The 21,461-nt window shown below is 40.4% G+C and carries 20 protein-coding genes and 1 tRNA gene; 7 read left to right on the top strand and 14 right to left on the bottom strand.

The window, feature by feature from the left end; all coding sequences use genetic code 11:
• Positions 1-17 precede the first annotated feature (17 nt).
• The 6 genes from tssC to M5X66_RS10195 form a co-directional block, all read right to left on the bottom strand.
• On the bottom strand, positions 18-1,562 hold the full coding sequence (gene tssC / locus M5X66_RS10220; RefSeq protein WP_071992157.1) for a type VI secretion system contractile sheath large subunit: 1,545 nt from the start codon (positions 1,560-1,562) through the stop codon (positions 18-20).
• Positions 1,563-1,581: 19 nt separating this feature from the next.
• A complete protein-coding gene (tssB, locus tag M5X66_RS10215; RefSeq protein ID WP_036952987.1) occupies positions 1,582-2,079 on the bottom strand; it encodes a type VI secretion system contractile sheath small subunit in 498 nt (165 codons plus the stop codon).
• Positions 2,080-2,601: 522 nt separating this feature from the next.
• Complete coding sequence (locus M5X66_RS10210) at positions 2,602-3,144, bottom strand: YcxB family protein (RefSeq protein WP_051422694.1); 543 nt, start codon at positions 3,142-3,144, stop codon at positions 2,602-2,604.
• Positions 3,145-3,285: 141 nt separating this feature from the next.
• Positions 3,286-3,362: transfer RNA gene (locus M5X66_RS10205), tRNA-Pro, on the bottom strand.
• Positions 3,363-3,468: 106 nt separating this feature from the next.
• A complete protein-coding gene (gene yejM / locus M5X66_RS10200; RefSeq protein WP_036952989.1) occupies positions 3,469-5,184 on the bottom strand; it encodes an LPS biosynthesis-modulating metalloenzyme YejM in 1,716 nt (571 codons plus the stop codon).
• A 21-nt stretch (positions 5,185-5,205) separates the two neighbouring features.
• On the bottom strand, positions 5,206-5,433 hold the full coding sequence (locus tag M5X66_RS10195) for a YejL family protein (RefSeq protein WP_108477939.1): 228 nt from the start codon (positions 5,431-5,433) through the stop codon (positions 5,206-5,208).
• 238 nt (positions 5,434-5,671) lie between these two features.
• Between M5X66_RS10195 and yejK the strand changes: the two genes are divergently transcribed.
• Positions 5,672-6,673 (top strand): nucleoid-associated protein YejK, encoded by a 1,002-nt coding sequence (gene yejK, locus M5X66_RS10190; RefSeq protein ID WP_154609654.1) that lies wholly within the window; start codon positions 5,672-5,674, stop codon positions 6,671-6,673.
• 126 nt (positions 6,674-6,799) lie between these two features.
• Here the strand turns inward: yejK and rplY are convergent, their stop codons facing one another.
• The gene (gene rplY / locus M5X66_RS10185) at positions 6,800-7,081 is read right to left on the bottom strand and encodes a 50S ribosomal protein L25 (protein WP_006660420.1); all 282 of its coding nucleotides are present in this window, start codon (positions 7,079-7,081) and stop codon (positions 6,800-6,802) included.
• 209 nt (positions 7,082-7,290) lie between these two features.
• Positions 7,291-9,063 carry a DEAD/DEAH box helicase gene (locus M5X66_RS10180; RefSeq protein WP_154599494.1) on the bottom strand — a complete coding sequence of 591 codons (1,773 nt, stop codon included), beginning with the start codon at positions 9,061-9,063 and terminating at the stop codon, positions 7,291-7,293.
• 222 nt (positions 9,064-9,285) lie between these two features.
• On the opposite strand from M5X66_RS10180, the gene rsuA reads away from it, so the two are divergent.
• The 3 genes from rsuA (at position 9,286) to M5X66_RS10165 (ending at position 12,264) form a co-directional block, all read left to right on the top strand.
• Positions 9,286-9,990 carry a 16S rRNA pseudouridine(516) synthase RsuA gene (gene rsuA, locus M5X66_RS10175; protein WP_036953000.1) on the top strand — a complete coding sequence of 235 codons (705 nt, stop codon included), beginning with the start codon at positions 9,286-9,288 and terminating at the stop codon, positions 9,988-9,990.
• A gap of 24 nt (positions 9,991-10,014) precedes the next feature.
• Positions 10,015-11,199 carry a Bcr/CflA family multidrug efflux MFS transporter gene (locus M5X66_RS10170; protein ID WP_036953002.1) on the top strand — a complete coding sequence of 395 codons (1,185 nt, stop codon included), beginning with the start codon at positions 10,015-10,017 and terminating at the stop codon, positions 11,197-11,199.
• A gap of 723 nt (positions 11,200-11,922) precedes the next feature.
• Entirely contained in the window at positions 11,923-12,264 is a 342-nt protein-coding gene (locus M5X66_RS10165; protein WP_036953005.1) for a hypothetical protein, read from the top strand.
• Between the two features lie 132 nt (positions 12,265-12,396).
• On the opposite strand, the gene mepS is transcribed toward M5X66_RS10165, so the two are convergent.
• On the bottom strand, positions 12,397-12,984 hold the full coding sequence (mepS, locus tag M5X66_RS10160; RefSeq protein WP_036953007.1) for a bifunctional murein DD-endopeptidase/murein LD-carboxypeptidase: 588 nt from the start codon (positions 12,982-12,984) through the stop codon (positions 12,397-12,399).
• Positions 12,985-14,036: 1,052 nt separating this feature from the next.
• Between mepS and M5X66_RS10155 the strand changes: the two genes are divergently transcribed.
• A complete protein-coding gene (locus tag M5X66_RS10155) occupies positions 14,037-14,381 on the top strand; it encodes a hypothetical protein (RefSeq protein ID WP_108477942.1) in 345 nt (114 codons plus the stop codon).
• Between the two features lie 150 nt (positions 14,382-14,531).
• Here the strand turns inward: M5X66_RS10155 and yeiP are convergent, their stop codons facing one another.
• The 3 genes from yeiP to M5X66_RS10140 all read right to left on the bottom strand — a co-directional run bounded on the left by yeiP (position 14,532) and on the right by M5X66_RS10140 (position 17,079).
• A complete protein-coding gene (gene yeiP / locus M5X66_RS10150) occupies positions 14,532-15,104 on the bottom strand; it encodes an elongation factor P-like protein YeiP (protein ID WP_036953010.1) in 573 nt (190 codons plus the stop codon).
• Between the two features lie 142 nt (positions 15,105-15,246).
• Positions 15,247-16,491 (bottom strand): tryptophan permease, encoded by a 1,245-nt coding sequence (mtr, locus tag M5X66_RS10145; RefSeq protein WP_108477943.1) that lies wholly within the window; start codon positions 16,489-16,491, stop codon positions 15,247-15,249.
• 147 nt (positions 16,492-16,638) lie between these two features.
• Positions 16,639-17,079: a nucleotide triphosphate diphosphatase NUDT15 gene (locus M5X66_RS10140; RefSeq protein WP_108477944.1), complete on the bottom strand. Its 441-nt coding sequence runs from the start codon at positions 17,077-17,079 to the stop codon at positions 16,639-16,641.
• A gap of 182 nt (positions 17,080-17,261) precedes the next feature.
• Here M5X66_RS10140 and fruK point away from each other — a divergent pair, with 182 nt between their 5' ends.
• Complete coding sequence (fruK, locus tag M5X66_RS10135) at positions 17,262-18,197, top strand: 1-phosphofructokinase (RefSeq protein ID WP_036953017.1); 936 nt, start codon at positions 17,262-17,264, stop codon at positions 18,195-18,197.
• 81 nt (positions 18,198-18,278) lie between these two features.
• On the opposite strand, the gene nfo is transcribed toward fruK, so the two are convergent.
• Positions 18,279-19,124 (bottom strand): deoxyribonuclease IV, encoded by an 846-nt coding sequence (gene nfo, locus M5X66_RS10130; protein WP_036953020.1) that lies wholly within the window; start codon positions 19,122-19,124, stop codon positions 18,279-18,281.
• Positions 19,125-19,257: 133 nt separating this feature from the next.
• Complete coding sequence (locus M5X66_RS10125; protein ID WP_036953023.1) at positions 19,258-20,337, bottom strand: YeiH family protein; 1,080 nt, start codon at positions 20,335-20,337, stop codon at positions 19,258-19,260.
• A 190-nt stretch (positions 20,338-20,527) separates the two neighbouring features.
• Here M5X66_RS10125 and yieE point away from each other — a divergent pair, with 190 nt between their 5' ends.
• Positions 20,528-21,391, top strand: a complete 864-nt coding sequence (yieE, locus tag M5X66_RS10120) for a DNA-binding transcriptional regulator YeiE (protein WP_036953026.1) — start codon at positions 20,528-20,530, stop codon at positions 21,389-21,391.
• Positions 21,392-21,461 lie beyond the last annotated feature (70 nt).

Genomic DNA, 21,461 nt, shown 5'->3' with positions numbered 1-21,461 from the left:
ATGACCTTTAATAACCGTTAGGCTTTAGCTTTAGGCATTTGAGAAACTAGCGATAAATCAACATCCATACCTTCGACTTGGAAGTGTGGAACCGCGTACAGTTTCACACGGAAGAAGCCCGGGTTATCTTCAATATCCTCTACAACCACTTTTGCATCACGTAGTGGGTGAGAAGCTTGTAAATCATCACCTGGATCGGTCATTTCAGTGACTAAGCCACGAACCCAGTTGTTGAGTTCTAATTCAAGTAAGCGTCTGTCTTTGGTGGTACCAATGTTTTCGCGTTGAATAAGCTTCAAGTAATGGGCGATACGAGACAGTAAGAAAATGTACGGTAAGCGGGCGTTGATACGGCTGTTCGCGGTGGCATCAGCGGTATCGTATAACGCCGGTTTTTGCGCCGAGTTAGCCGAGAAGAAGCAGGAGTAATCACGGTTTTTGTAGTAAGACAGCGGGATAAATCCAAGATTGGCGAATTCAAATTCACGGGTCTCAGGGATCATCACTTCGGATGGAATTTTTACTTGGCTACCCGTACCTAAATCAAACAGGTGGATTGGGAGATCTTTAACGGCACCGCCGGCTTGAGGTCCACGAATTTGTACGCACCAACCGTTGTTGATAAAACTTTTTACCATGTTGGCAGCAAAAGCAAAGGTGGCGTTGGTCCACAGGTATTTCTCGTGATCAGGACCTTTAACTTCTTCAACGTAGTTGAAGCTACGAACAGGCACGGTATCTGGTCCGTATGGTAGACGACCTAGCACGCGAGGCATCGTTAAGCCAATATATCGAGCATCATCAGAGTCACGGAATGATTTCCACTTGATGTACTCGGCGCGGTCAAAATAGTTGCCAATATCTTTGATTGCTGCGACTTCTTCCATCGTCTCTTTGCCGAAGAATTTTGGTCCCACAGAACCAATAAATGGCATATGTGCGGATGCTGAGACTTTGGAGATACTACGCAGTAAGGCGATATCTTGCGGGCTACGGTCAAATTCATAGTTGGAAATCATGGCTGCGATAGGTTCGCCACCTGGGGTGTCATATTCAGCAATGTAGGTATGGTGATAAAGACCACTTTGAATGATCTCAGGGCTATCTTCGAAATCTTGACGTAAATCGTCTTTAGCGATATCTAACAGCTCAATTTTAACGTTTTGACGGAAATCAGTGCGGTCAACGAGGAATTTCAGGCCACGCCAAGTGGATTCAACTTGTTGGAAGTCTTGGTGGTGCATGACTTCATCCAGTTGTTGACTGATTTGTTTATCAAGTTCAGCGATATGATGGTCGAGTAGGTTTCGGTCTAAACGCTCGACTTTTTGACCTGATGATTTTAAACGATCTAGGAAGACTTGAACGGCGACAGTGACACGCTCATCAGCCGTTGCGTCTGCCAAGGCAGCATTGTCTTGGAATGCGTTAATATCACTGATTGATGCGACTGGCGTTAAATTGATTTTTTCGAACAAAGAAGCGTAAACACCTTGGTTTGAGGTGTCATCCAGCACAGTTGTTGCGCCTTGAGTTGATTCAGTTTTTACAGACATCAGCATAATCCTTTAATAATCCAAATTAATCTTTCTTCGGCGCTAGCTGTGCTAGTTCTTCACGAAGTTCATCACTGAGCTCTGGATCCTTAAGAATATTTTCCAGTTCACGGCGGAACGTTGCGTTATCGAGGAGATTAGATTTCAGGTCACGCAGCAGATTGCGCATTGCTAACATTGCGCGCAGTTGAGGAATTTGGCGGGCAACTTGCTCAGGCTCAAAATCTTTCATGTTTTTGAAAGAGAGGTTGATGCTTTCTTCACTTCCATCACCGGCAAGGGTATTTTTCACCGTGAGGTTAATGGTCGGCGCAAATTCAGTGAGTACACTGTTAAAGTTATTTTTATTGATATTAACTTTTTCGCGCTCAGATAATGCTCGATTATCTTGTCCATTGCTGTAATCACCAACAGCTAATAATTTAAGTGGTAATTCCACTTTTTTCTGCGCACCACCCGTGTGCAAGTCTAATTTGATATTAACCCGAGCCTTCGGTACTTCATTTTGGAAGCTATCTGACATTTTAGGAGTCCTTTAGTGGTATTACTCGCTTTAAATATGAATTATTGGTAAATGAAATATATTCTTTAACTTTAATTTAGCTTAAATCAGTTTGCTATTTTATATAGTTTTAAGATGGATAGATCAAGGTTTCTAATGGATTTGATTTTATGCTTGAGTGCGATACAACGTATTTTTACGTATGCAAACCTATTTAATTAATTAAAAATCATTTAAAATCAATGTGAATTTAAAGTCACAATAAATGTGAGTAGATAATTGGCAGGAAATTTAAATAGTGAAAATAGAGATTATTCTTAAGAAAAACAGAATATATAAATATTTTTACTCATAAAGGGGGTGGTAACAGGTAATAATATAGACGAAATACTATTCGTGGAGTTATTTCTAATTTTTAATATAAATCGTTAATTAAAGCTAAAAATAAAGTGTAAAAAAATGTGTAGTGAATATAAATGCTTCGCAGAATTTAAAATAAAGCATAACGGATGATTATGCTAAATTAATTTAGTTTACTAAGATTTATTCTGGATTATTTAAAAAATAATTTTGTTGAGTGAGGTATTGCACAAACTTTAGATAGTTTTCGTGTGAATCAAACGCTCGTTTTGGGAAAATAAAGGCGCTAGTTCTATCAATAAATAGATAATGCGTGTCTCCATTTTGTTTTATAAAACCCATTGAATTCCAATTGTAGTGCCATAATCCATAGGTACTCTCAATGTGTAATCCATTCTCATCTGCCGTGAATGTTTTTGTGCAGAAAGTCGAGCTATCCGCATCAGGAATCGCTTTGTTCAATGTTTTAAACAAACGTATTGCAAAGATGGCATAAAGTAATATAGCCATCAGAACAGAGACAACAAATTGCCCTAGATTAAGCTCGATATCAAAATGTTGGAGTAAGGTGAATACCCCTCCCATGATGGCAAAGAAAGCCAAATAGAGCAGGGTATAAGTGAGCAAGCTGCGGTTTTTGGGTAAAAAGTAGTTGTTTTTATGGCAGTAGCGGCTAAAGGCGATAAATTCTTGGCGTGATAACGCAACCGTGACGGATAGCGACATGCTGTATAACTCAATAAAAGGTTAAAAGAATAGTGGCTATTATCCCGATAGCGATGCAATTTGGCTATCAGATAATGGTTAAAGAAAGGGAAGTATTGAATAACAAAAAGCCAACCGAAAAGGCTGGCTTGAGTGAGAATTTGGTCGGCACGAGAGGATTTGAACCTCCGACCCCGGACACCCCATGACCGTGCGCTACCAAGCTGCGCTACGTGCCGATTAACGAATTGTATGCCTTTAAAGCAAGGCTTTAGGTAAAAATATACTACTCAAAACATTGGCGAAATCAAGAGCAAATTCATATGACTGATTGAAATTTAAGCGCTAATTTTCATTGAAGCGTTTAAGTTCAGTAAAGATTTTCAGTAGCTCAGCAAGGTCTGGTTTGTCGTCAGTTTGCTCGTTGCCTTGTGGGTCATAGATATTAAATTGTCCGTTATGATCCATATACATGGTAGCGCTGTTGGTGGTAATGACGACATCGCTTTTATCGCCGGTGATCACCCACGGATAAGTGCGCTGCGCACTGAAGAGATCTTCTCCTTGGCTGTAATCATCAGGCGGATTATTAACATGTAATACCCGCTGCATGAGGGTGGTCATTACATCTTGATGACTAGTCAGCTTATCAATTTGTTGCGCTGGAGTATTAGGCCAGTAGATAAATAACGGAACTTGCATACTGTCGCGGTTAAAGTGTTTTTTATTCACCCAGTCAGTATCTTGCGAACCGTTACTGTTGTAGTTTGCCGTGATCACCACAATGGTATTATTCAGCTTGTTCTGGCTCTTCAACGTCTCAATGACTTGACTGATTTGGTTATCCGTTTGATTACTTCCCGGCGCTCCCTTGATATTTAAGAATGAAAACCAAGGAGAGCCATGTTTCACGTTATCTAGCCATAAATTCCACTGTGCAATAGTTTGTTTGTCATTGTCCGCTGCTTTTGTCGGCAAGGAGTAGTCAGACAAAATCGCTTGTCGGAATAATGGTGAGCTAAATCCATCAGTGGAGAATAAACCAAACTGATAGCCTTGATGCTGTAAAGCTTCAATCAGTACAGAAGGGTGGCGACCATTGAGAATATTATCAATATAACTTGATGAGATACCGTAGAACAGCCCAAATAGGGCGGTGTCATTGCGCAACCCAGAAGTATAGTGATTGGTAAATTGGGAGCTGATATTTTTGAACTCTTTCAATGAGTTCATTTGGTTTTGCTGAGAAACATTACCTAAATCATCAACAACCAATAACAGTAAATTGTAACCCGTACCTTGGTCTTGGTAGCTAAGCGGCTTCAATGGATACTGAAGTTTCAGTGCAGTTGGGCTACCTTGCTGGAATACACGATTTTGATGTGCAGTTAGGTCGAGTAGACCATATTTATCAAGTAGCTTACGCGCTGTCATTGGTTGAGACAGCGGGTAATTATAGCGTTGCATCGTGATTGGGCGATAAAAATTGGCATCCGCCCACGCATACATTAAATGTGACATCACAAATGTTGCGATGAATAGACCTGCCAGCGGGCGCCCAAATGTTTGTCGGCTTAAGCTGCGTAGTTTTTGCCAGCTCCAGGTCGCAAATAGCATCTCAACCAGAAAAATAATGGGGATGCTGATGAACATCAATTGCCATTCGCGCGCCATTTCACCCTTGGCAGGGTTAATGACTAAATCCCATACCTGCGGGGTAAGGTGAAGACCAAATTGGCTAAAGACGCGAATATCAAAGAGTAATAAGGTAAGTCCCGCGGTGGCTAGCGCCACACAGATAACCCTCAACAATCGTTGGGACATAACGATAAAGGTCAGCGGAAAGATGATTAGCAAGTAAGTAGCGAACACCACAAAACTGAAATGACCCAACCAACTGACGAAGGCATAAGCGCGACCAGCGAAGGTATCTGGCCAGTCAAAAATAAACAGATAGCTGCTACTTAGCAAAAGGCAAAGTAGTATATTAAAAAGTGCAAACCAATGCCCCCAACCAATCATGTTGGAGACTTTATCACGGTAGCGCTGATGGGTGACCATGCTGTTTATTTATCAACCAAATTAGTGTGATTTATCTTCTTGTACAGAAGAAAGTAATGCATTGGCAAAGGACTCTGCAATCATTTTACGCTGAGCAGGGGCGACAGACGTATTCAGCAGATTGGTAACCATGTTACCGAGTACCATTAATGATAGATCAACGGGAGTATGGTTTTTTTCTAACACACTAACAAGGTCAGACAGTAAACCTTCAACTTTTTCATCACTATAGCGAGATGATTGTGGCATAAATTATGGCATCCTAAATTAATGAAAGCTCCATATGATAGCCCATTGTGGGTGACTTTTCTTCTTTCTTTAAACAAATTTTCGTTTAATTGATAATAATGTTTATTTAGATCACCGAAGTGGATAATAGTTCGCCACAAAAGTAATAAAAAAATGGCGGTTAACGGTTTCAGTTGCAGACAAATACTAACAGTGTTTGAATACGCGACATTATTTCTGCTAGCGAAAGGAGCCAACAATGAGTCTGGAAATTACCCAGATAGCGTTACACCAGTTGATTAAACGAGATGAACAGACCTTAGAAGTCATGTTGCGTGATTCGTTATTGACGACAGACAATGTTGTGCAAGACATGATGGCAGAATTACATCGTGTATACAGTGCAAAAAGTAAGGCGTTTGGTGAGTTCAACGAAGAGAGTGAACTGGCTGAAGCGTTAACGTTACTGCGTAAGGGTGAAGAAGAGTTTTTAGGCTTTAGCCGTGCAATGACCGTACGTTTAAAAGATGAGCTGGCAAAATACCCGTTTGCTGAAGGCGGAATCGTTCTCTTCTGCCAATATCGTTACTTGGCAGTGGAATATCTCCTTATCGCTGTTCTGAATAGTTGCGACAGTATGTTTGTGACTGAGTCCCTCGATTTGGGTACGACTCACTATTTAGATATTCCTCATGCGGATATTGTAGCGCGTATTGATTTGACTGAATGGGAAACTAATCCTGAGTCGAAGCGTTATCTGACTTTCCTTAAAGGACGAGTGGGGCGTAAAGTATCTGATTTCTTTATGGACTTTTTAGCTGCGTCTGAAGGTTTGAATGCGAAGGTACAGAATAAAGGGTTAGTCCAAGCATTGGATGATTTTTGTGATAATGCGCAAATGGATAAAAACACTCGCCAAGCCTATCGCCAGCAAGTTCACAGCTATTGCAGTGAGCAACTGCAATCAGGCGAAGAGATTGAGCTGAAGGAACTCTCAAAAGAGTTACCAATGGTGGAAGATCAAAGCTTTGAAGATTTTACTCGCCAAAATGATTATCAACTGGAAGAGAGTTTTCCTGCTGATCGCGGTACGTTGAAGCAATTAACGAAATTTTCAGGCAGTGGTGGGGGTATTACGATTAGCTTTGACGCGATGTTAATGGGAGAACGTATTTTCTGGGATCCCGTGACGGACACATTGACTATCCGTGGTACACCGCCGAATCTGCGTGACCAGTTGCAACGTCGCGGTAATAAATAGTGAATGATGGATTCACTATCGAAATTTTTATGTTAGAAATCGTATGTTTGAAATAAATAACGCCGCAATTGCGGCGTTATTTACTCGGCGTCCCGAAAAAACTTTAAAGCTCGGCTATGGGCTTAATTAAGCGCGCAGGAAGTCAATGTGCGTCACTTTTGGCTTAAATGGGTGACGTTGAACAGCCTGAACTTTTACTTTAGTTTCTTTACCATCGATAACCAGAGTCAGAACTTCGTAAAATTCTGCTTTGCTTTCTTGGTTAATGATTTCATCGTGGTTCAGAGTAACAGAGATAGCTTCTTGGTTGCCACCGTAAACGATAGCTGGCAGTTGGTTAGCTCTGCGCAGGCGGCGGCTCGCACCCTTACCCTGCTCTTTACGTTCAATTGCATTGATAGTTAACATTACAATTTCTCTATAAAAGAAAAAATAAAAATCCTGCTACAGGCGACCCAGCAGCAGGTTCGAGATTTGGCCCTGTAACATCATTTCGCTAAGCGAGACATACAAAGGCGGGCGGCATTTTAACGAAAAAACGGTCAGCGGGCAATCATTAAGATCATTATCTTTCTGACTTGGCATGATTTATTCATCATTAATCGCGTCTTTTCTGCTTATCTTAACGATGCTGCAAGACGGAAACGCCCCTGATAATCAAAGATTTTCTCTCTAATCTCCCAGTAGTTTTCTTTTTTTCGCGCAACAATAAATTGTGGGTAACGTAATAAAGCTTGTTGTGAAATAATGTCGTTTGCATTATTCCAATGGAAAGGAACACCTGGGGCTCGATGATGTTCTCGCAAGAATCGGAATTCAAATGCGCGTTTTTGAGCTGGAGTGGTGAGTCGAAAGCGCTCAGACACCGACGTACCATCTTCATCATAGTAGGCAATTTTAAGCCATTCGCCTTTTGCATCCGAGCCTGACGTGAGTTCCATTCCCCCGCAGCGTAAGATTAGCGCATCTTTGAGTCGTAATGCGGCTTTAAGCATATCATCGGGGTCAGTAAGCACTTCTTGGCATTTATGGCAACGTCGTGCGGCAATGTCATTTTCAGCGCCACAATGGGGGCATTGCTTAAATCGAAAGCGGAACTCACATTGTTGTTTTCGTCCATGCTCATCTTCTTCCCACCCTTGGCAGCGACGCCCGTAGTGCTCGACAATTTGACCATCAGCGGTGCATTTCCCCCAAAAAACATTGGCAAACTGACACAGTGGACAGAAAATTTGGACTGGAACGCTGGTGGAGTTGGGTTTGCTGCTACCCACTTCGGGGCGAAAGAGGTCGTGAGGATTTCCGGCATAGTCCAGAATTAGGCACTGTTTTTTTCCTTCACTCAAACGTAAGCCACGTCCAACGATTTGCTGATATAAGCTGACAGACTCTGTCGGGCGTAAGATGGCAATTACGTCTACGTGTGGCGCATCAAAACCAGTGGTCAGTACTGAAACGTTGACAAGATAATGTAATTGCTTGTTTTTAAATTGCTGAATGATGCTTTGGCGCTCGAGGGATGGTGTATCCGCGGTGACTAATGCCGCAGTATCTTGAGGTAAATAACTGAGGATCTCTTTAGCATGTTCAACCGTAGCGGCAAAAATCATGCAACCTTGTAATGGCGTTGCATACTCAATAATCTGCGCCACAATTTTTGGTGTAATGCGCTGCTGTTTTTTGAGAGATAAATTGAGTTCTTGCTCACTAAAAATTCCCGATTGGTTAACCGATACCTGACTAAAATCATATTGTAGCACTGGCATATCTAAGCGTTCAGGGGGAACCAAAAATTGGTTTTTGATCATGTAATGCAGCGGTAATTCATAGATACAATCACGGAAAAAACAGTGTTCATCACCTTTAACCATTCCGTGGTAGTGGTATTGGTAAATCCACCCATGGCCAAGGCGATAGGGCGTCGCGGTCAAGCCCAAAATGCGTAGTGCAGAGTTATGCTTTTGTAAGCTTAGGATAATTTGTTGATACTGACTTTCTTCGTTTAAGCTGATGCGATGACATTCATCGATGATCACTAAGGAGAATTTGTCGTCAAAGTGTTCAAGGTTACGCGCTACCGATTGTACGCTCCCAAAGACCACTTTACTGTGGGATTCTTTGCGATTGAGACCTGCTGCGAATATATCTGCCTCTAGACCATAAGTCAGATATTTAGCGTGGTTTTGCTCAACTAACTCTTTGACATGCGCTAAAACTAATACGCGCCCACGAGCCAGCCTCGCTAATTCTGCGATCACTAAGCTTTTTCCTGCCCCTGTCGGAAGCACAATCACTGCTGGTGTAGTATGACGACGGAAATGCTGGATCGTCGCGTCAACGGCTTCTTGTTGGTAAGGGCGTAAAGTAAAACGGGATGAGGCTGCAGGCATATGAGTTAGTTTTTTCAAAAAAGTCAGATTATTAATGTTAAATTTAAGTTAAATCCGTTGCTAGGTCTAAATTTAAGCGTTCCCCTTGCTGCGCTATCACTTGTCACAGGTTATTGGTATAATAAATTATGTGATAGTAATCACAGCAATCCATCTTTCTATCTTATGACAGCGCGGTGCTATTGTACCTCTCGCTGACATTCCATCAAGTTAAGAGAATCTATGCGACTGGATAAATTTTTGTCCCAGCAACTTGGGATAAGCCGGAGTTTGGTGGCGCGTGAGCTACGTGCCGGTAATGTCATGGTTGACGATGAAGTTGTAAAATCAGGTTCAATGCAGGTGGGTCTTGATAATGAAGTTGCCTATGATGGCAATGTGTTAGTGCAAGTCACAGGACCTCGCTATTTTATGCTCAATAAGCCTGAAGGCTATGTTTGCTCTACTGATGACCCAACGCACCCAACAATTCTCTATTTTATTGATGAGCCCGTCGCCCAAAAACTGCATGCAGCAGGTCGCTTGGATATTGATACGACAGGGTTAGTGTTATTAACAGATGACGGGCAATGGTCTCACCGCATTACCTCGCCAAAACATCATTGTGAGAAAACCTACCGAGTTCAACTGAGTGAAGATATTACCGACGATGTCGCTATTCAATTTGAACAAGGCGTCATGTTAAATGGTGAGAAATCACTTACGAAACCTGCTCAATTGGAGATTATTTCTCCACGTGACGTCCGGCTGACAATCAGTGAAGGGCGCTATCATCAAGTTAAGCGGATGTTTGCGGCCGTCGGAAATCATGTGTGTGGTTTGCATCGTGAGCGAGTCGGGGAAATTCGTTTAGATGAGCAGCTAGAGCCGGGGGAATATCGTCCACTGACTGAAGCTGAGATTGAGAGTATTACGGTTCCCCGTTAATGATGTCATAGCAGGAGTTAATAAGTGCAACAACAGCGTTCATCCTATTTGGGGCTGATTTTAATTTTAGGTTTGCTATCAATGCTAATGCCATTAGCGATTGATATGTATTTACCGAGTTTCCCTGCAATGACAGGTTACTTTAATGTAGATGAAGGGCGCATTCAGATGACCCTAAACAGCTACATTTTTGGTTTTGCAATTGGTCAGCTTTTTTATGGTCCGATGGCGGACAGTCTAGGACGTAAACCCGTAATTTTAGGTGGGGTGATTGTCTTTGCATTAGCCTCGGCGGCTTGTGCAGTTGCGGAATCGATCGATACATTTATCTGGTTGCGTTTCCTTCATGGATTTGCGGCAGCCGCAGCCAGCGTCGTGATCAACGCATTAATGCGCGACATGTTTACTAAAGATGAGTTCTCCAGAAGCATGTCTTTCGTCGTATTGGTGATGACAATTGCACCGTTGATGGCACCTATCATGGGCGGCGAAATGATGCGCTGGTTCTCATGGCATGCCATTTTCTGGAGTATTGCAATTGCGGCTGTTATCGCTGTGGTGCTAGTCAGTTTATTTATCCGAGAAACACTACCCGTTGAAAGGCGACAAAAATTCCATATCGGAACCACATTACGCCAATTTGCGACGTTATTCAGAGCCCGCCAAGTGTTGTTCTATATTTTGGCCAGCTCATTTTCGTTTTCCGGTATGTTTTCTTTCTTGAATGCGGGGTCATTTGTCTATATCGACCTTAACGGAGTATCGCCTCAACATTTTGGCTATTACTTTGGCATCAATATTGTCTTCTTATTTATTATGACGACGATTAACGGCAAATTTGTAAGGCAATTTGGCGCTGAGCGAATGTTGTATTTCGGGATTATTGTTCAGTTCGTTATGGGAATATGGTTATTAACGACGACAGCATTGGGTATGGATTTCTGGACATTAGTGATCGGCGTCGCGATTTATGTGAGTGGGATTGCAATGATCACCTCAAACTCGATGGCAGTGATCCTCGATAATTATCCTCATATTGCAGGAACAGTGTCTTCACTTGCCGGCACAATTCGTTTTTCTATTGGTGCATTGGTGGGGACTTTGTTATCAATGATTCCTGCTAAAAATGCATGGCCGATGGTAGGCTCGATGGTAGGTTGTGTGGCTCTCTCCATGTTATTTGTGCTTTTAGCGAAAAGAGCAAAATAACATCTCCAATAGAATCAGTTTCAAGGATGAAGCTGATAAACTCATTAGTTTCCCTCAATTATTTATATCATGCTGATTTATCTCACCAATATATTATTCATGATACCTATGGATTAACCTACTCAACACTTCGATAAAATCGATTAATTTCGTAATGAAATTAAAGTATTTATCAAAAAATGATCCATATCAATTAACTTAAATGGAATGTTTGTTAAATTTCTGTTTTCGATGAAAAGTGGAACTCATTTTTTAATAATCCGAAATAAGGCTATATGAGCTTAAAAAAGAGATAATTGTTAATACATTTGAATAATAATGTAAAAAATAAATTGATTTACTATGGTTTATTTTGATGGTTGTTCTCAAAATTTGTTTAATAATTAACTTTTTTGTCAAAAAAATTCGTATGCAATGATGTATGTCACAAAAATTTAACGACATGCTACTTTTTTAATGTTATATTTAAGTTCTTGCTTTTAACATTCATGTTACTTTTTGATTGAGTTAAAAGTTCGGTTTGAACGAGGATTTCTTTAAGACATATGTAGCTCTATTCACTCTCTAATATAGAGAGAGGTACAAGGAAGAGGGACGTTGTCTCTTGGGGGAGTTTCAGTATCTAAAAGAATCGATATTCATTGAGTGAAATGTAAATTAAATGGCGATTTGGCTAGTCAATTTACTTGGCAAAATGATGACATGTTTTAATAGGAAATTTTTGTGGAAAAATTAGGTCTTTCGGTGGTGCACAGGCTACCGCAAAGCTACCGCTGGTTATCGGGAAAAATAGGGACTGATGTTGAAGTTGTACCTATGAATGATATGAATAGCGATAAGCTAGTGGGGCTAAAATTGCTGAGCCACGACTGTGCAACAGATTGTATTGCAATGAAGCATTTATCTGAATCGTTATCGGAAATGCAGATCGATAACGCCATTTTAGAATGGCAAAAAGAGATGTGTTTATTTATCCGAGCGAGTGATGAGCTAACCGCAATGTGCCGTTTAAAAGCATCCGGTGTTGCTATCGCAGAAATGGCTTCTGGTTTCTATTGTGCTTAATGGCATTGAAACTATTTAATCTTAAGGTCGTCTTTATGATATTCGGCCCAATAAAAAAGCTTCCGGTTTAGAGCCTGGAAGCTTTTTTATTGGCAAGGTATCTATATGTTACTGCATTAATGTTTCTGGGTTCTATGAACCATTAACCACACGGCGGCTTGCGTAATAACGCTTGCTCCAATAATCGTTAGTCATTTCAGAAACAATAACGCCATTGCTTGTAGAGGCGTGAACAAACTTATTGTCCCCGATATAAATCCCTACATGCTTCATCGTGCGACCTGTTTTAAACAGAACTAAGTCACCCGCTCTTAAATTATTGCGTTTTACACTTTTACCTGAAGACTCTTGTTCAGAGGTAGTACGTGGTAATTGCACGCCAAATTGTTCGAGGAAAGTACGTTGTACGAAGCTAGAACAGTCAACACCACTTTTCGTGGTTCCACCTAAACGGTAGCTTACGCCTTTCCAGCTTGCATATTGATCCATGATTTTGGATTTGGTATCAACACTTCTGACTAAATCTTCGAACTCATCTTGAGATGCCATTGCGAGTGAGTCATTCGATGTTGCATTTAACATACGAGCATCTGAAGATCTTGTGGTTGTCTGACCATTCTTCGACGTTTTCGGTGCCGTACATGCTGAAAGCGTTACGGCAATTGCGACTGCCGGAACAATGCGCCAGATATAGCGCTTAAATTTTTCAGAAGTTAACATTAATAGAATATCCCTTGCCATTTTATTTGTTGCCGTGTGGAAATTACACAACACACTTAAACTGATCCCTGTGAAAAACGCATTAAACGACTGAGTGTATTTTTCGCAGAAAGTGTTTATGTATCGAACAAATTATGCTCTAAATTAGCAGCTATCTTGTGCTCTAACACCTGTTGATTATAAAAAGATAATCAGAAGCTGCTAAAAATCGTACTTATTTTATATATTTGGCTGATGAATATTAGGTTCTTTAACCAAACATAAAGAATATACATAAACAAAGCTGAAATGGCGAGTTAATAGGGGCATAATTTACAAAACATTATATAAAACGAGAGATCCATCATTAACTTGCCTTCAGAATGCGAATAATCCAGTGTTTTTGCGCTCTTAGGAAGACCGTTTTCAAAGAAAACATGATCATAGTCACGTTTATTATCTAATATCTTTATAAAAACAGTGGTGATTTTTTAAATTTCAATCTGATTTGTAAAGAAGTTTAAATTTATATTGTTTGTCACTTAAATGTAAAAACAAATTGTCCGTATTAGATAGGTATATGTTGCGGATATTCTTACTACATTATCGTGTGTTTTTTATGCATTAAGCTTCCAATGAAGAGAGCTAAACAGTTATGTTCATTATTCGATGCTACGAAATTTTACTCTTTTAATAAGTGAAAGGAATTAAATAGATTAAAAATTTACTAAGAAAATGAATTTAATTAGAGAATTGTTGATAGCAGTTCTAATTAATAAACATCTAATGTGATTGATGGATAAGATGACTAATTTTAATAAAATAGAAAGTGATTTGTTGTATAAATGAAATCAATTCCAATGAAATTTATTGTATCTAAGTTAAATTTTAAACGCTAAAAATCTTGCCTCCCTTTGCGGGTTTCTAAAAATAAAAAATGGCGACCATATGTGAAATAACTATTTCCCTACTCAAATTAAGCTTATATCCGAAATTTATTAAACAACGCATCAATTAGATGTAAATAAATTCTAGTAATTGACGATAACTTAATTTTAAGCGGAGAAATTCTTGTGGATCACTCAGTAAAAAAAATAACATTAGCAGTATTTTCTTTAATGGCATTAACATTCGGTATGCACGCTAAAGCCTCTACACATAGCGAAGCAAAACCCGTTGCATCAGGTACTATCCACTTTGTCGGCGCGATTGTCGCATCACCTTGCGTTATCACGAGTATTGAACAGAGTATTGATACAAAATGTTGGAATGATGATGGAGCCGTTAAAACGACGTCAGTAAAGTTTAATAAATTGACTGAAAAAGGAACTGTACTTCCAAATCATAAAGGAACTCAAACATTCAAATGGATTAATAAGGAAAATAAAATAGGGGTTTACACGGTTATTTATGACTAATAACTAAATTGTCATTTTTATATTAATTTTTGAATGTTAAATGGAATGCGTTTCTAGGATGAGTGATGTTTATTTATAATGACGCCTATGGGCGGAATGCCCATAGGTAATGTAAGCTTATTTTCATACTGAGAAAATAGAGCAAAATAATTAATCACAACGCCCCATATAACGGCGTTCAGGAATGTGAATACGGATTTTTTCACCGGTAGTTAAATATTCAGGAACTTGAACTGTTAAGCCAGTCGGCATTGTTGCAGGTTTAGTACGAGCACTTGCAGAAGCGCCTTTAATACCTGGTGTTGTTTCAGCAATCACCATATCGACAGTTTGTGGCAATTCAAGTGCTAGCACTTGCCCATCCATTGTTAAAACCTGCATTCCTGGTAAACCTTCTTCAGGAATAAATAGTAGCTCTTCTTCAATATCAGATTTTTTAAAGATATATGGGGTATAGTCTTCATTGTCCATGAACACATACTCATCACCATCAATATACGAGAAGCTTACCGCACGGCGAGTGAGTGAAATTGTGTCTAAAATATCATCGCCTTTGAAGCGCTCTTCAACTTTTTGGCCGGTTTTGATATCGGTAAAGCGCATTTTATACAGTGTACTTGCGCCACGAGCGCTTGGGGATTGGATATCAATGTCTTTAACCAGCAGTAATTTCCCGTTGTAGTTTATTGCAAAACCACGTTTGATTTCGTTGGCCTTAGCCATAAATAACCTTCTTTGTTATTAGTCAAAAAGAGTTCGACAAAATTACTCGCAGATAACGGATTAGGCAAGATGTTAACATCAAAAAAATCCCTAGTTTTCACGCTAGGGATCTCTTTTTAACCAATGATTGTCTTTGAATAACTTAATAAACAGGCAATAAACCTAACAGAGACAAAATATGGGCTGCTGCGTTAATCAAACCAAATAAGATTACGAACCCAATCACAAAGCTTCCGCCGGGTGTTCGATAGCTATTATTAGGAAAACGCTTACGGCTTGCTCTTGCCATCATGGCAGGGACAATGACCGCCCAAATAGTGGCTGCAAGTCCTGCAAAACCGATGGCATAAATAAAGCCGTCAGGGAACGCTAAACCTAAAACTGTTGGCGGTAAGAAAGTAATAATGACTGATTTAAATCGCCCTTGATGGCTATCGTTAAATTTAAAGAAGTCAGCGATAAAATCAAATAAGCCGAGGGATACGCCTAAAAACGAGCTAGCTAATGCCATGTAAGAGAACAGCGTTAAAAATTGTGAAATAAAGCTACTCTGTGCGGAAATATTCATTTGATTCAGTAACGCACCAATATTGTTACCATTTTCTCTGATCGCAATAAAGGATGAGCGCGGAATATTACCCTGAATAGCATACTGCCATAAGATATAGATAGTGACGGTAATTCCTGCACCGTAGACTAAGCTCAACATGACACTACGGCTATCTTTATTGTAGTACTTCACTAATCCCGGCACGTTACCATGATAACCAAAAGAGGTCAGTAAATAAGGCAATGCAGCTAATGCATAAGGTAAATATTCACTGTGGCTATTTTCATATTGGTCGAAGAGAACTAAAGGCGAAGCGGTTGTGACCATGCCACCAATAGACATGACGAACGTGATCACCATCCCACCAATTAAAATCGTACTTAACCTATCAACCGCGCGGGTAGATAACCAAACAAAAAACGCGATAACGACTGCAAAAACAAAGCCTGAGAGTGCTTGTGGAACTTGAACATATTGAGAAATGTTCTCTGTAATAATTGAACTACCTGCCGAAATATAGGCATAGGTCAAAATATATAATACAAACGTAATGGAGAGGGTATTAATGGTATTCCAGCCGGAGCCTAATAAATCTTTTACCATGGTATGAAAACTAGCACCTGCAGGGTAATTCATATTGGCTTCTAAAATCATTAATCCTGATAATAACATACAGATAAATGTGTAGATCAGTAAGACAACTGAACCGGAAAACCAAACACCTGAAGTCACCATTGGAATAGAAAACATACCTGCACCGACTGCGGTACCGGCTATGATCATTGAACCGCCTAAAATAGAGGGGCGCTTTGGTGGTTTTGTTACATCGGCTTCCATGATGACTCCTGAATGATTGTTTCACTGTACTAGCTGAACGATACATTAGGACTGAAATAATGTAAACATCTAAAAGATAATAAAATAAAAAATAATTAATGGTGATTACTATATGCACAAATAGGATAAAATTTGTGCACATGGGGTTTAGTGGTGAGGCTGATAAAAGCGTTTGTTGAGCCATAGCTCAATGGTATTACGGCTAGCTTCAAAATGAGGCTCAGGTAATGGGTCAGTTGGGGAGATCCACAACAGGCTTTCGCATTTATCCGCTTCCATGATCTGTGGGGCTTTTTCTCCGTTATATTCCACATGCATGCAGATGGAAACGGTATGTTTTCCTTCTTGTTGGAAGGTTTCGATATTATTGCTGATACCAAATACGGTTGGGGTCTCGATATCAATACCAATCTCTTCTTTTATTTCACGGATTGCACAGGCTTCGAAAGATTCTCCTGGGTCAACATGGCCTCCGAAAATAGACCAGTAAGGCGCATGCTGACTGCTACGTTTACCTAGGAGAATTTGCCCTTGGGCGTTAGTAATCAGTACGCCGACACCAACAACAACATATTGAGGATCCGACATTATTTTTCCTTCTTCTTATTTTTATAAAGGAAAGAATTTTGCCACGTTACTTTCAAATTACAATCAGGAAAAAATACAAATATCACTGAAACTAACAGTTATTAGTGTTATAACTATGCCCTGAAAATCTTGTGATAAGACCGTCTGCACGAAGACAATAATGATAAGGGAGATAAGTGGTTATGACTCGCCGGGTTGCTACAATTACATTAAATCCTGCTTATGACCTTGTGGGGCTATGCCCTTCCATCGAAGTCGGTGAAGTCAATTTAGTTAAAACCGCTAGTCTCAATGCTGGAGGCAAAGGGGTTAATGTAGGAAAAGTCCTGCGTGACCTCGGTATTGATATCACTGTTAGCGGCTTTATGGGTAAGGACAACCAAGAAGAATTCCAACACTTCTTTAGTGAAAATGGCATGGCAAACCGCTTTAGCATGGTGCCAGGTCGTACGCGCATTAATGTTAAGCTCACAGAAAATAACGGTGAATCGACAGACTTTAATTTCTCTGGTTTTGATGTCAGTAAAGAAGATTGGAACCGTTTTTCCACAGAATCCCTTAATTGGCTTGGTCATTTTGACATGGTGGTGGTAAGCGGAAGTTTACCTAATGGGATTGAACCTGAAGAATTCACACGTTGGATGACTCGTCTGCGTCAATTATGCCCTTGTATTATCTTTGATAGTAGCCGCGAAGCATTAAAAGCGGGTCTGAAAGCATCCCCATGGTTAGTTAAACCTAATCGTCAAGAGTTAGAAACATGGGTAGGGCGTAAATTACCTGATTTAAAAGATGTTATTGCGGCGGCACATGAGCTGCGTGATAAAGGCATTTCTCACGTGGTCATTTCCCTTGGTGAAGAAGGTGCTCTTTGGGTAAATGCTTCAGGATCTTGGCTTGCAAAACCGCCTCAATGTGAGGTTGTCAGTACGGTAGGTGCTGGGGATTCAATGGTTGCAGGATTAGCTTACGGCTTATTAAATGGTGAGACTAGCGAGCATACACTCCGTATGGCGACCGCAATTTCTGCGTTATCGGTTTCTCAGCCTGATGTTGGCTTAAAAAATCGTAATAAGCTGGCGGATATGATGGCGAAAATTGAGATGAAATCATTGTAAATATTGTACGATTATTTCATTGAGAAGGCGGCTATAGAAGGCCGCCTTTTTGTTTGCGATGGTTTTTGTCTATTAGCTGTCTTAGCTATTTTGTTGCGATTTTAACCATGCAATCTCTTGTGGCCAAATATCGGGATTGATGGTCTCTAAAATCAGCGGGATACCATCAAAACGTGGGTCTTTCATAATATAGCTAAATGGTGCATAGCCAATATTGCCTTCACCTAAGCTATGATGGCGGTCAACACGGCTGGCAAATTCACTTTTCGCATCATTAAGATGCATACCTTTTAAGAATTCAAAGCCCACAATGTCAGAAAATTGTTGGAATGTTTTCTCGCAATCTTCTGCTGTGCGCAGGTCATAACCTGCGGCAAAGGCATGGCACGTATCAATACAAACACCGACACGGCTTTGATCTTTAACGCGCTCGATGATTTTAGCTAGATGTGTAAAATCAAACCCCAGATTTGTCCCTTGTCCTGCAGTATTTTCAATGACGGCGATAACACCTTCAGTTTCTTCTAAGGCGATATTGATCGATTCTGCAATACGCGCGAGGCAATCATCAACTTCAATTTGCTTAAGGTGGCTGCCGGGATGGAAGTTCAGCAGGTCAATTCCCAATTGCATACAACGCTGCATTTCATCAATAAAAGCGACGCGAGATTTCTCTAATGCTTCAAATTCAGGATGCCCCAAATTAATGAGATAACTGTCGTGGGGTAAAATTTGGTGCTTCCCATAACCGTATTTAGCGCAGTTTTGTTTGAAGCTTTTAATTGATTCATCACTAAGGGGGGCGGCTTTCCATTGACGTTGATTCTTGGTAAATAAGGCAAATGCAGTGGCTCCAATTTCATGGGCGCGAATCACTGCTTGGTCTACGCCGCCAGAGGCGCTGACATGTGCTCCAACATATTTCATGATAGACTCCTTTTTTCAGGAGTATGCCATTAATAACTAAAGAAATGAAACCAATAAAAAAATGCCGCTTATAAAAAGCGGCAATCGGAGGTGCTCAAAAAAGGAGACAAACTTAGCAAGTAGAAAATGAGGGTTAAAACACCGACTGAATAACAACGTTAATCACTATACCGCCGAAAATTAACCAAGCGAACAAGATAGCAGCCATCAATAAAGGTTTGATCCCCGCTTGTCGAATCGCACTGACATGCGTTGTCAACCCTAATGCCACCATCGCCATCGCTAATAGGATGGTATCTAACGTAATAATTTGTTTAACCAGTTGCTCAGGTAATAAGTTGAATGAGTTAAACGCGGCGACTAAGATAAAAATCACCGCAAACCAAGGGATCGTAATTTTACTTTTTTGGGCGCCTTCTTGCGTGCTGGCCGCATTTTTACGGCTAATAAATGCAGATAAGATAATTAAAAACGGCGCCAGCATCATCACGCGTAACATTTTCGCTATCACAGAAGCATTTTCTGCATCTGGACCAATAGTATGACCTGCGGCAACAACTTGGGCGACTTCATGTACGGTTGAACCGATATAAATCCCGAATGTTTCTTGAGTCGCAGGGATCCAGCCGAAATGCGCATTTAACTGATATAACCATGGGTAGACAAAAATACCAATGGTACCAAAGATCACCACGGTTGAAACGGCAACTGCGACCTTACTTGCGGACGCTTTAACGACCGGCTCGGTTGCCATTACGGCAGCTGCACCACAAATACTGCTACCCGCACCAATTAACATGGTGGTTTCATCATCAAGTTTGAATACTTTTTTACCAAGCCAATAAGCTAAGAAAAAAGTGGAGGTTAATGTGAGTGCATCAATAATCAGTCCTGTGGCTCCCACGTCGGTAATTTGCTGAAAAGTCAGGCGAAAGCCATACAAAATAATACCGGCACGTAAAAAATAGTGCTTAGCGAATTTAATCCCTGCATCGCTACTTGTACTAATCGCAGGGTAAACGGTATTTCCCACACAAATACCAAGAAGAATAGCCAGAGTGAGCGCGCCCAGCCCGATATCCATAAACCATGATTGTTCACCAAGATATATGGCAATGGCTGTTAAAATTCCCGCTAAAATGATCCCCGGAACAAGTTTTAGAATAGGGAATGAATTATTTTGTGTGATTGCTTTGGTTCCAGTTTTATCCATGACTACACTCTTTATGACGACTTAGATTAAGTTGGAATAAGCATATAACAAAAAATGTAATAATCTAAATTGATTGTTTTTGTATTATTTATCTAAAAAATAGATTACGAGTTTCTTCTGGTATATTGCTAATAAATGATTAATATTAACAATATTATTACAACTACATAATCATCTTGGAGCTTTCTGTATGCGTATTACACTGAGGCAGCTTGAAGTTTTCACGGAAGTATTAAAAAGTGGCTCCACGACGCAAGCATCGCAATTATTAGCGTTATCGCAGTCCGCAGTGAGCGCTTCACTGACTGACTTGGAAGGGCAATTAGGTGTGCAACTCTTTGACCGTGTAGGTAAACGACTTGTCACTAACGAACATGGGCGCCTACTTTACCCAAAGGCATTAGCGTTATTAGAACAAGCATTTGAAGTCGAGCAACTGTTCAAAAAAGAGATGGGCGCAGTTCGTTTGGCGGCTAGTACCACAATCGGTAACTATATGTTGCCTGAGATTTTAGCCGGGTACCGTCATGATAATCCTGAAATTCCACTGGAATTATTTATCGGAAATACTGAGGAAGTCATTAAAGGCGTGATGGAGTTTCGGGCTGATGTGGGGCTGATTGAAGGGGTTTGCCACAGTCCTGAGCTTATTTCAAAACCGTGGTTAAAAGATGAGTTAGTGGTGTTTTCCGCGCCAAGTAACCCATTAGCACAAAAAAAAGTGACTTTAAAAGAGTTAAAAGATGCGCCATGGATCTTGCGTGAAAGAGGTTCTGGTACGCGCGATGTACTAGATCAACTACTCTTTGCTCACCTTCCAGGATTCCATATTTTAATGGAGTTAGGTAATTCTGAAGCGATTAAACATGCGGTACGTTTTGGGATGGGTATCAGCTGTTTATCTCGACGAGTGATTGCGGAGCAATTAGAGAATGGCACGCTGGTGGAGCTTGAAGTGGAAGAGTTACAACTTGAGCGTACGTTATACCTGATTTATCACCGTCAGAAGCATCTTTCTAACGCGATAACGAATCTGCTGGATTATTGTAATTGACGTTTTATTCACTATAACGTGTTTTGCTAATAATTATCGCTGGATTATGAAGGTATCTTATAACAGCAAA

This window comes from Providencia sp. PROV188 (assembly GCF_027595165.1).
GTDB classification, from domain to species: Bacteria; Pseudomonadota; Gammaproteobacteria; order Enterobacterales; family Enterobacteriaceae; genus Providencia; species Providencia lanzhouensis.
Note: the sequence above shows the minus strand (reverse complement) of the source record. Positions and strands in the feature narration are given on the sequence as shown.

What these genes read in the sequence shown, in the direction of transcription:
- tssC (WP_071992157.1), bottom strand. Translation starts at nt 1,562, where the DNA reads ATGCTGATGTCTGTAAAAACTGAATCAACTCAAGGCGCAACAACTGTG.
- tssB (WP_036952987.1), bottom strand. Translation starts at nt 2,079, where the DNA reads ATGTCAGATAGCTTCCAAAATGAAGTACCGAAGGCTCGGGTTAATATC.
- M5X66_RS10210 (WP_051422694.1), bottom strand. Translation starts at nt 3,144, where the DNA reads ATGTCGCTATCCGTCACGGTTGCGTTATCACGCCAAGAATTTATCGCC.
- yejM (WP_036952989.1), bottom strand. Translation starts at nt 5,184, where the DNA reads ATGGTCACCCATCAGCGCTACCGTGATAAAGTCTCCAACATGATTGGT.
- M5X66_RS10195 (WP_108477939.1), bottom strand. Translation starts at nt 5,433, where the DNA reads ATGCCACAATCATCTCGCTATAGTGATGAAAAAGTTGAAGGTTTACTG.
- yejK (WP_154609654.1), top strand. Translation starts at nt 5,672, where the DNA reads ATGAGTCTGGAAATTACCCAGATAGCGTTACACCAGTTGATTAAACGA.
- rplY (WP_006660420.1), bottom strand. Translation starts at nt 7,081, where the DNA reads ATGTTAACTATCAATGCAATTGAACGTAAAGAGCAGGGTAAGGGTGCG.
- M5X66_RS10180 (WP_154599494.1), bottom strand. Translation starts at nt 9,063, where the DNA reads ATGCCTGCAGCCTCATCCCGTTTTACTTTACGCCCTTACCAACAAGAA.
- rsuA (WP_036953000.1), top strand. Translation starts at nt 9,286, where the DNA reads ATGCGACTGGATAAATTTTTGTCCCAGCAACTTGGGATAAGCCGGAGT.
- mepS (WP_036953007.1), bottom strand. Translation starts at nt 12,984, where the DNA reads ATGTTAACTTCTGAAAAATTTAAGCGCTATATCTGGCGCATTGTTCCG.
- yeiP (WP_036953010.1), bottom strand. Translation starts at nt 15,104, where the DNA reads ATGGCTAAGGCCAACGAAATCAAACGTGGTTTTGCAATAAACTACAAC.
- mtr (WP_108477943.1), bottom strand. Translation starts at nt 16,491, where the DNA reads ATGGAAGCCGATGTAACAAAACCACCAAAGCGCCCCTCTATTTTAGGC.
- M5X66_RS10140 (WP_108477944.1), bottom strand. Translation starts at nt 17,079, where the DNA reads ATGTCGGATCCTCAATATGTTGTTGTTGGTGTCGGCGTACTGATTACT.
- fruK (WP_036953017.1), top strand. Translation starts at nt 17,262, where the DNA reads ATGACTCGCCGGGTTGCTACAATTACATTAAATCCTGCTTATGACCTT.
- nfo (WP_036953020.1), bottom strand. Translation starts at nt 19,124, where the DNA reads ATGAAATATGTTGGAGCACATGTCAGCGCCTCTGGCGGCGTAGACCAA.
- M5X66_RS10125 (WP_036953023.1), bottom strand. Translation starts at nt 20,337, where the DNA reads ATGGATAAAACTGGAACCAAAGCAATCACACAAAATAATTCATTCCCT.
- yieE (WP_036953026.1), top strand. Translation starts at nt 20,528, where the DNA reads ATGCGTATTACACTGAGGCAGCTTGAAGTTTTCACGGAAGTATTAAAA.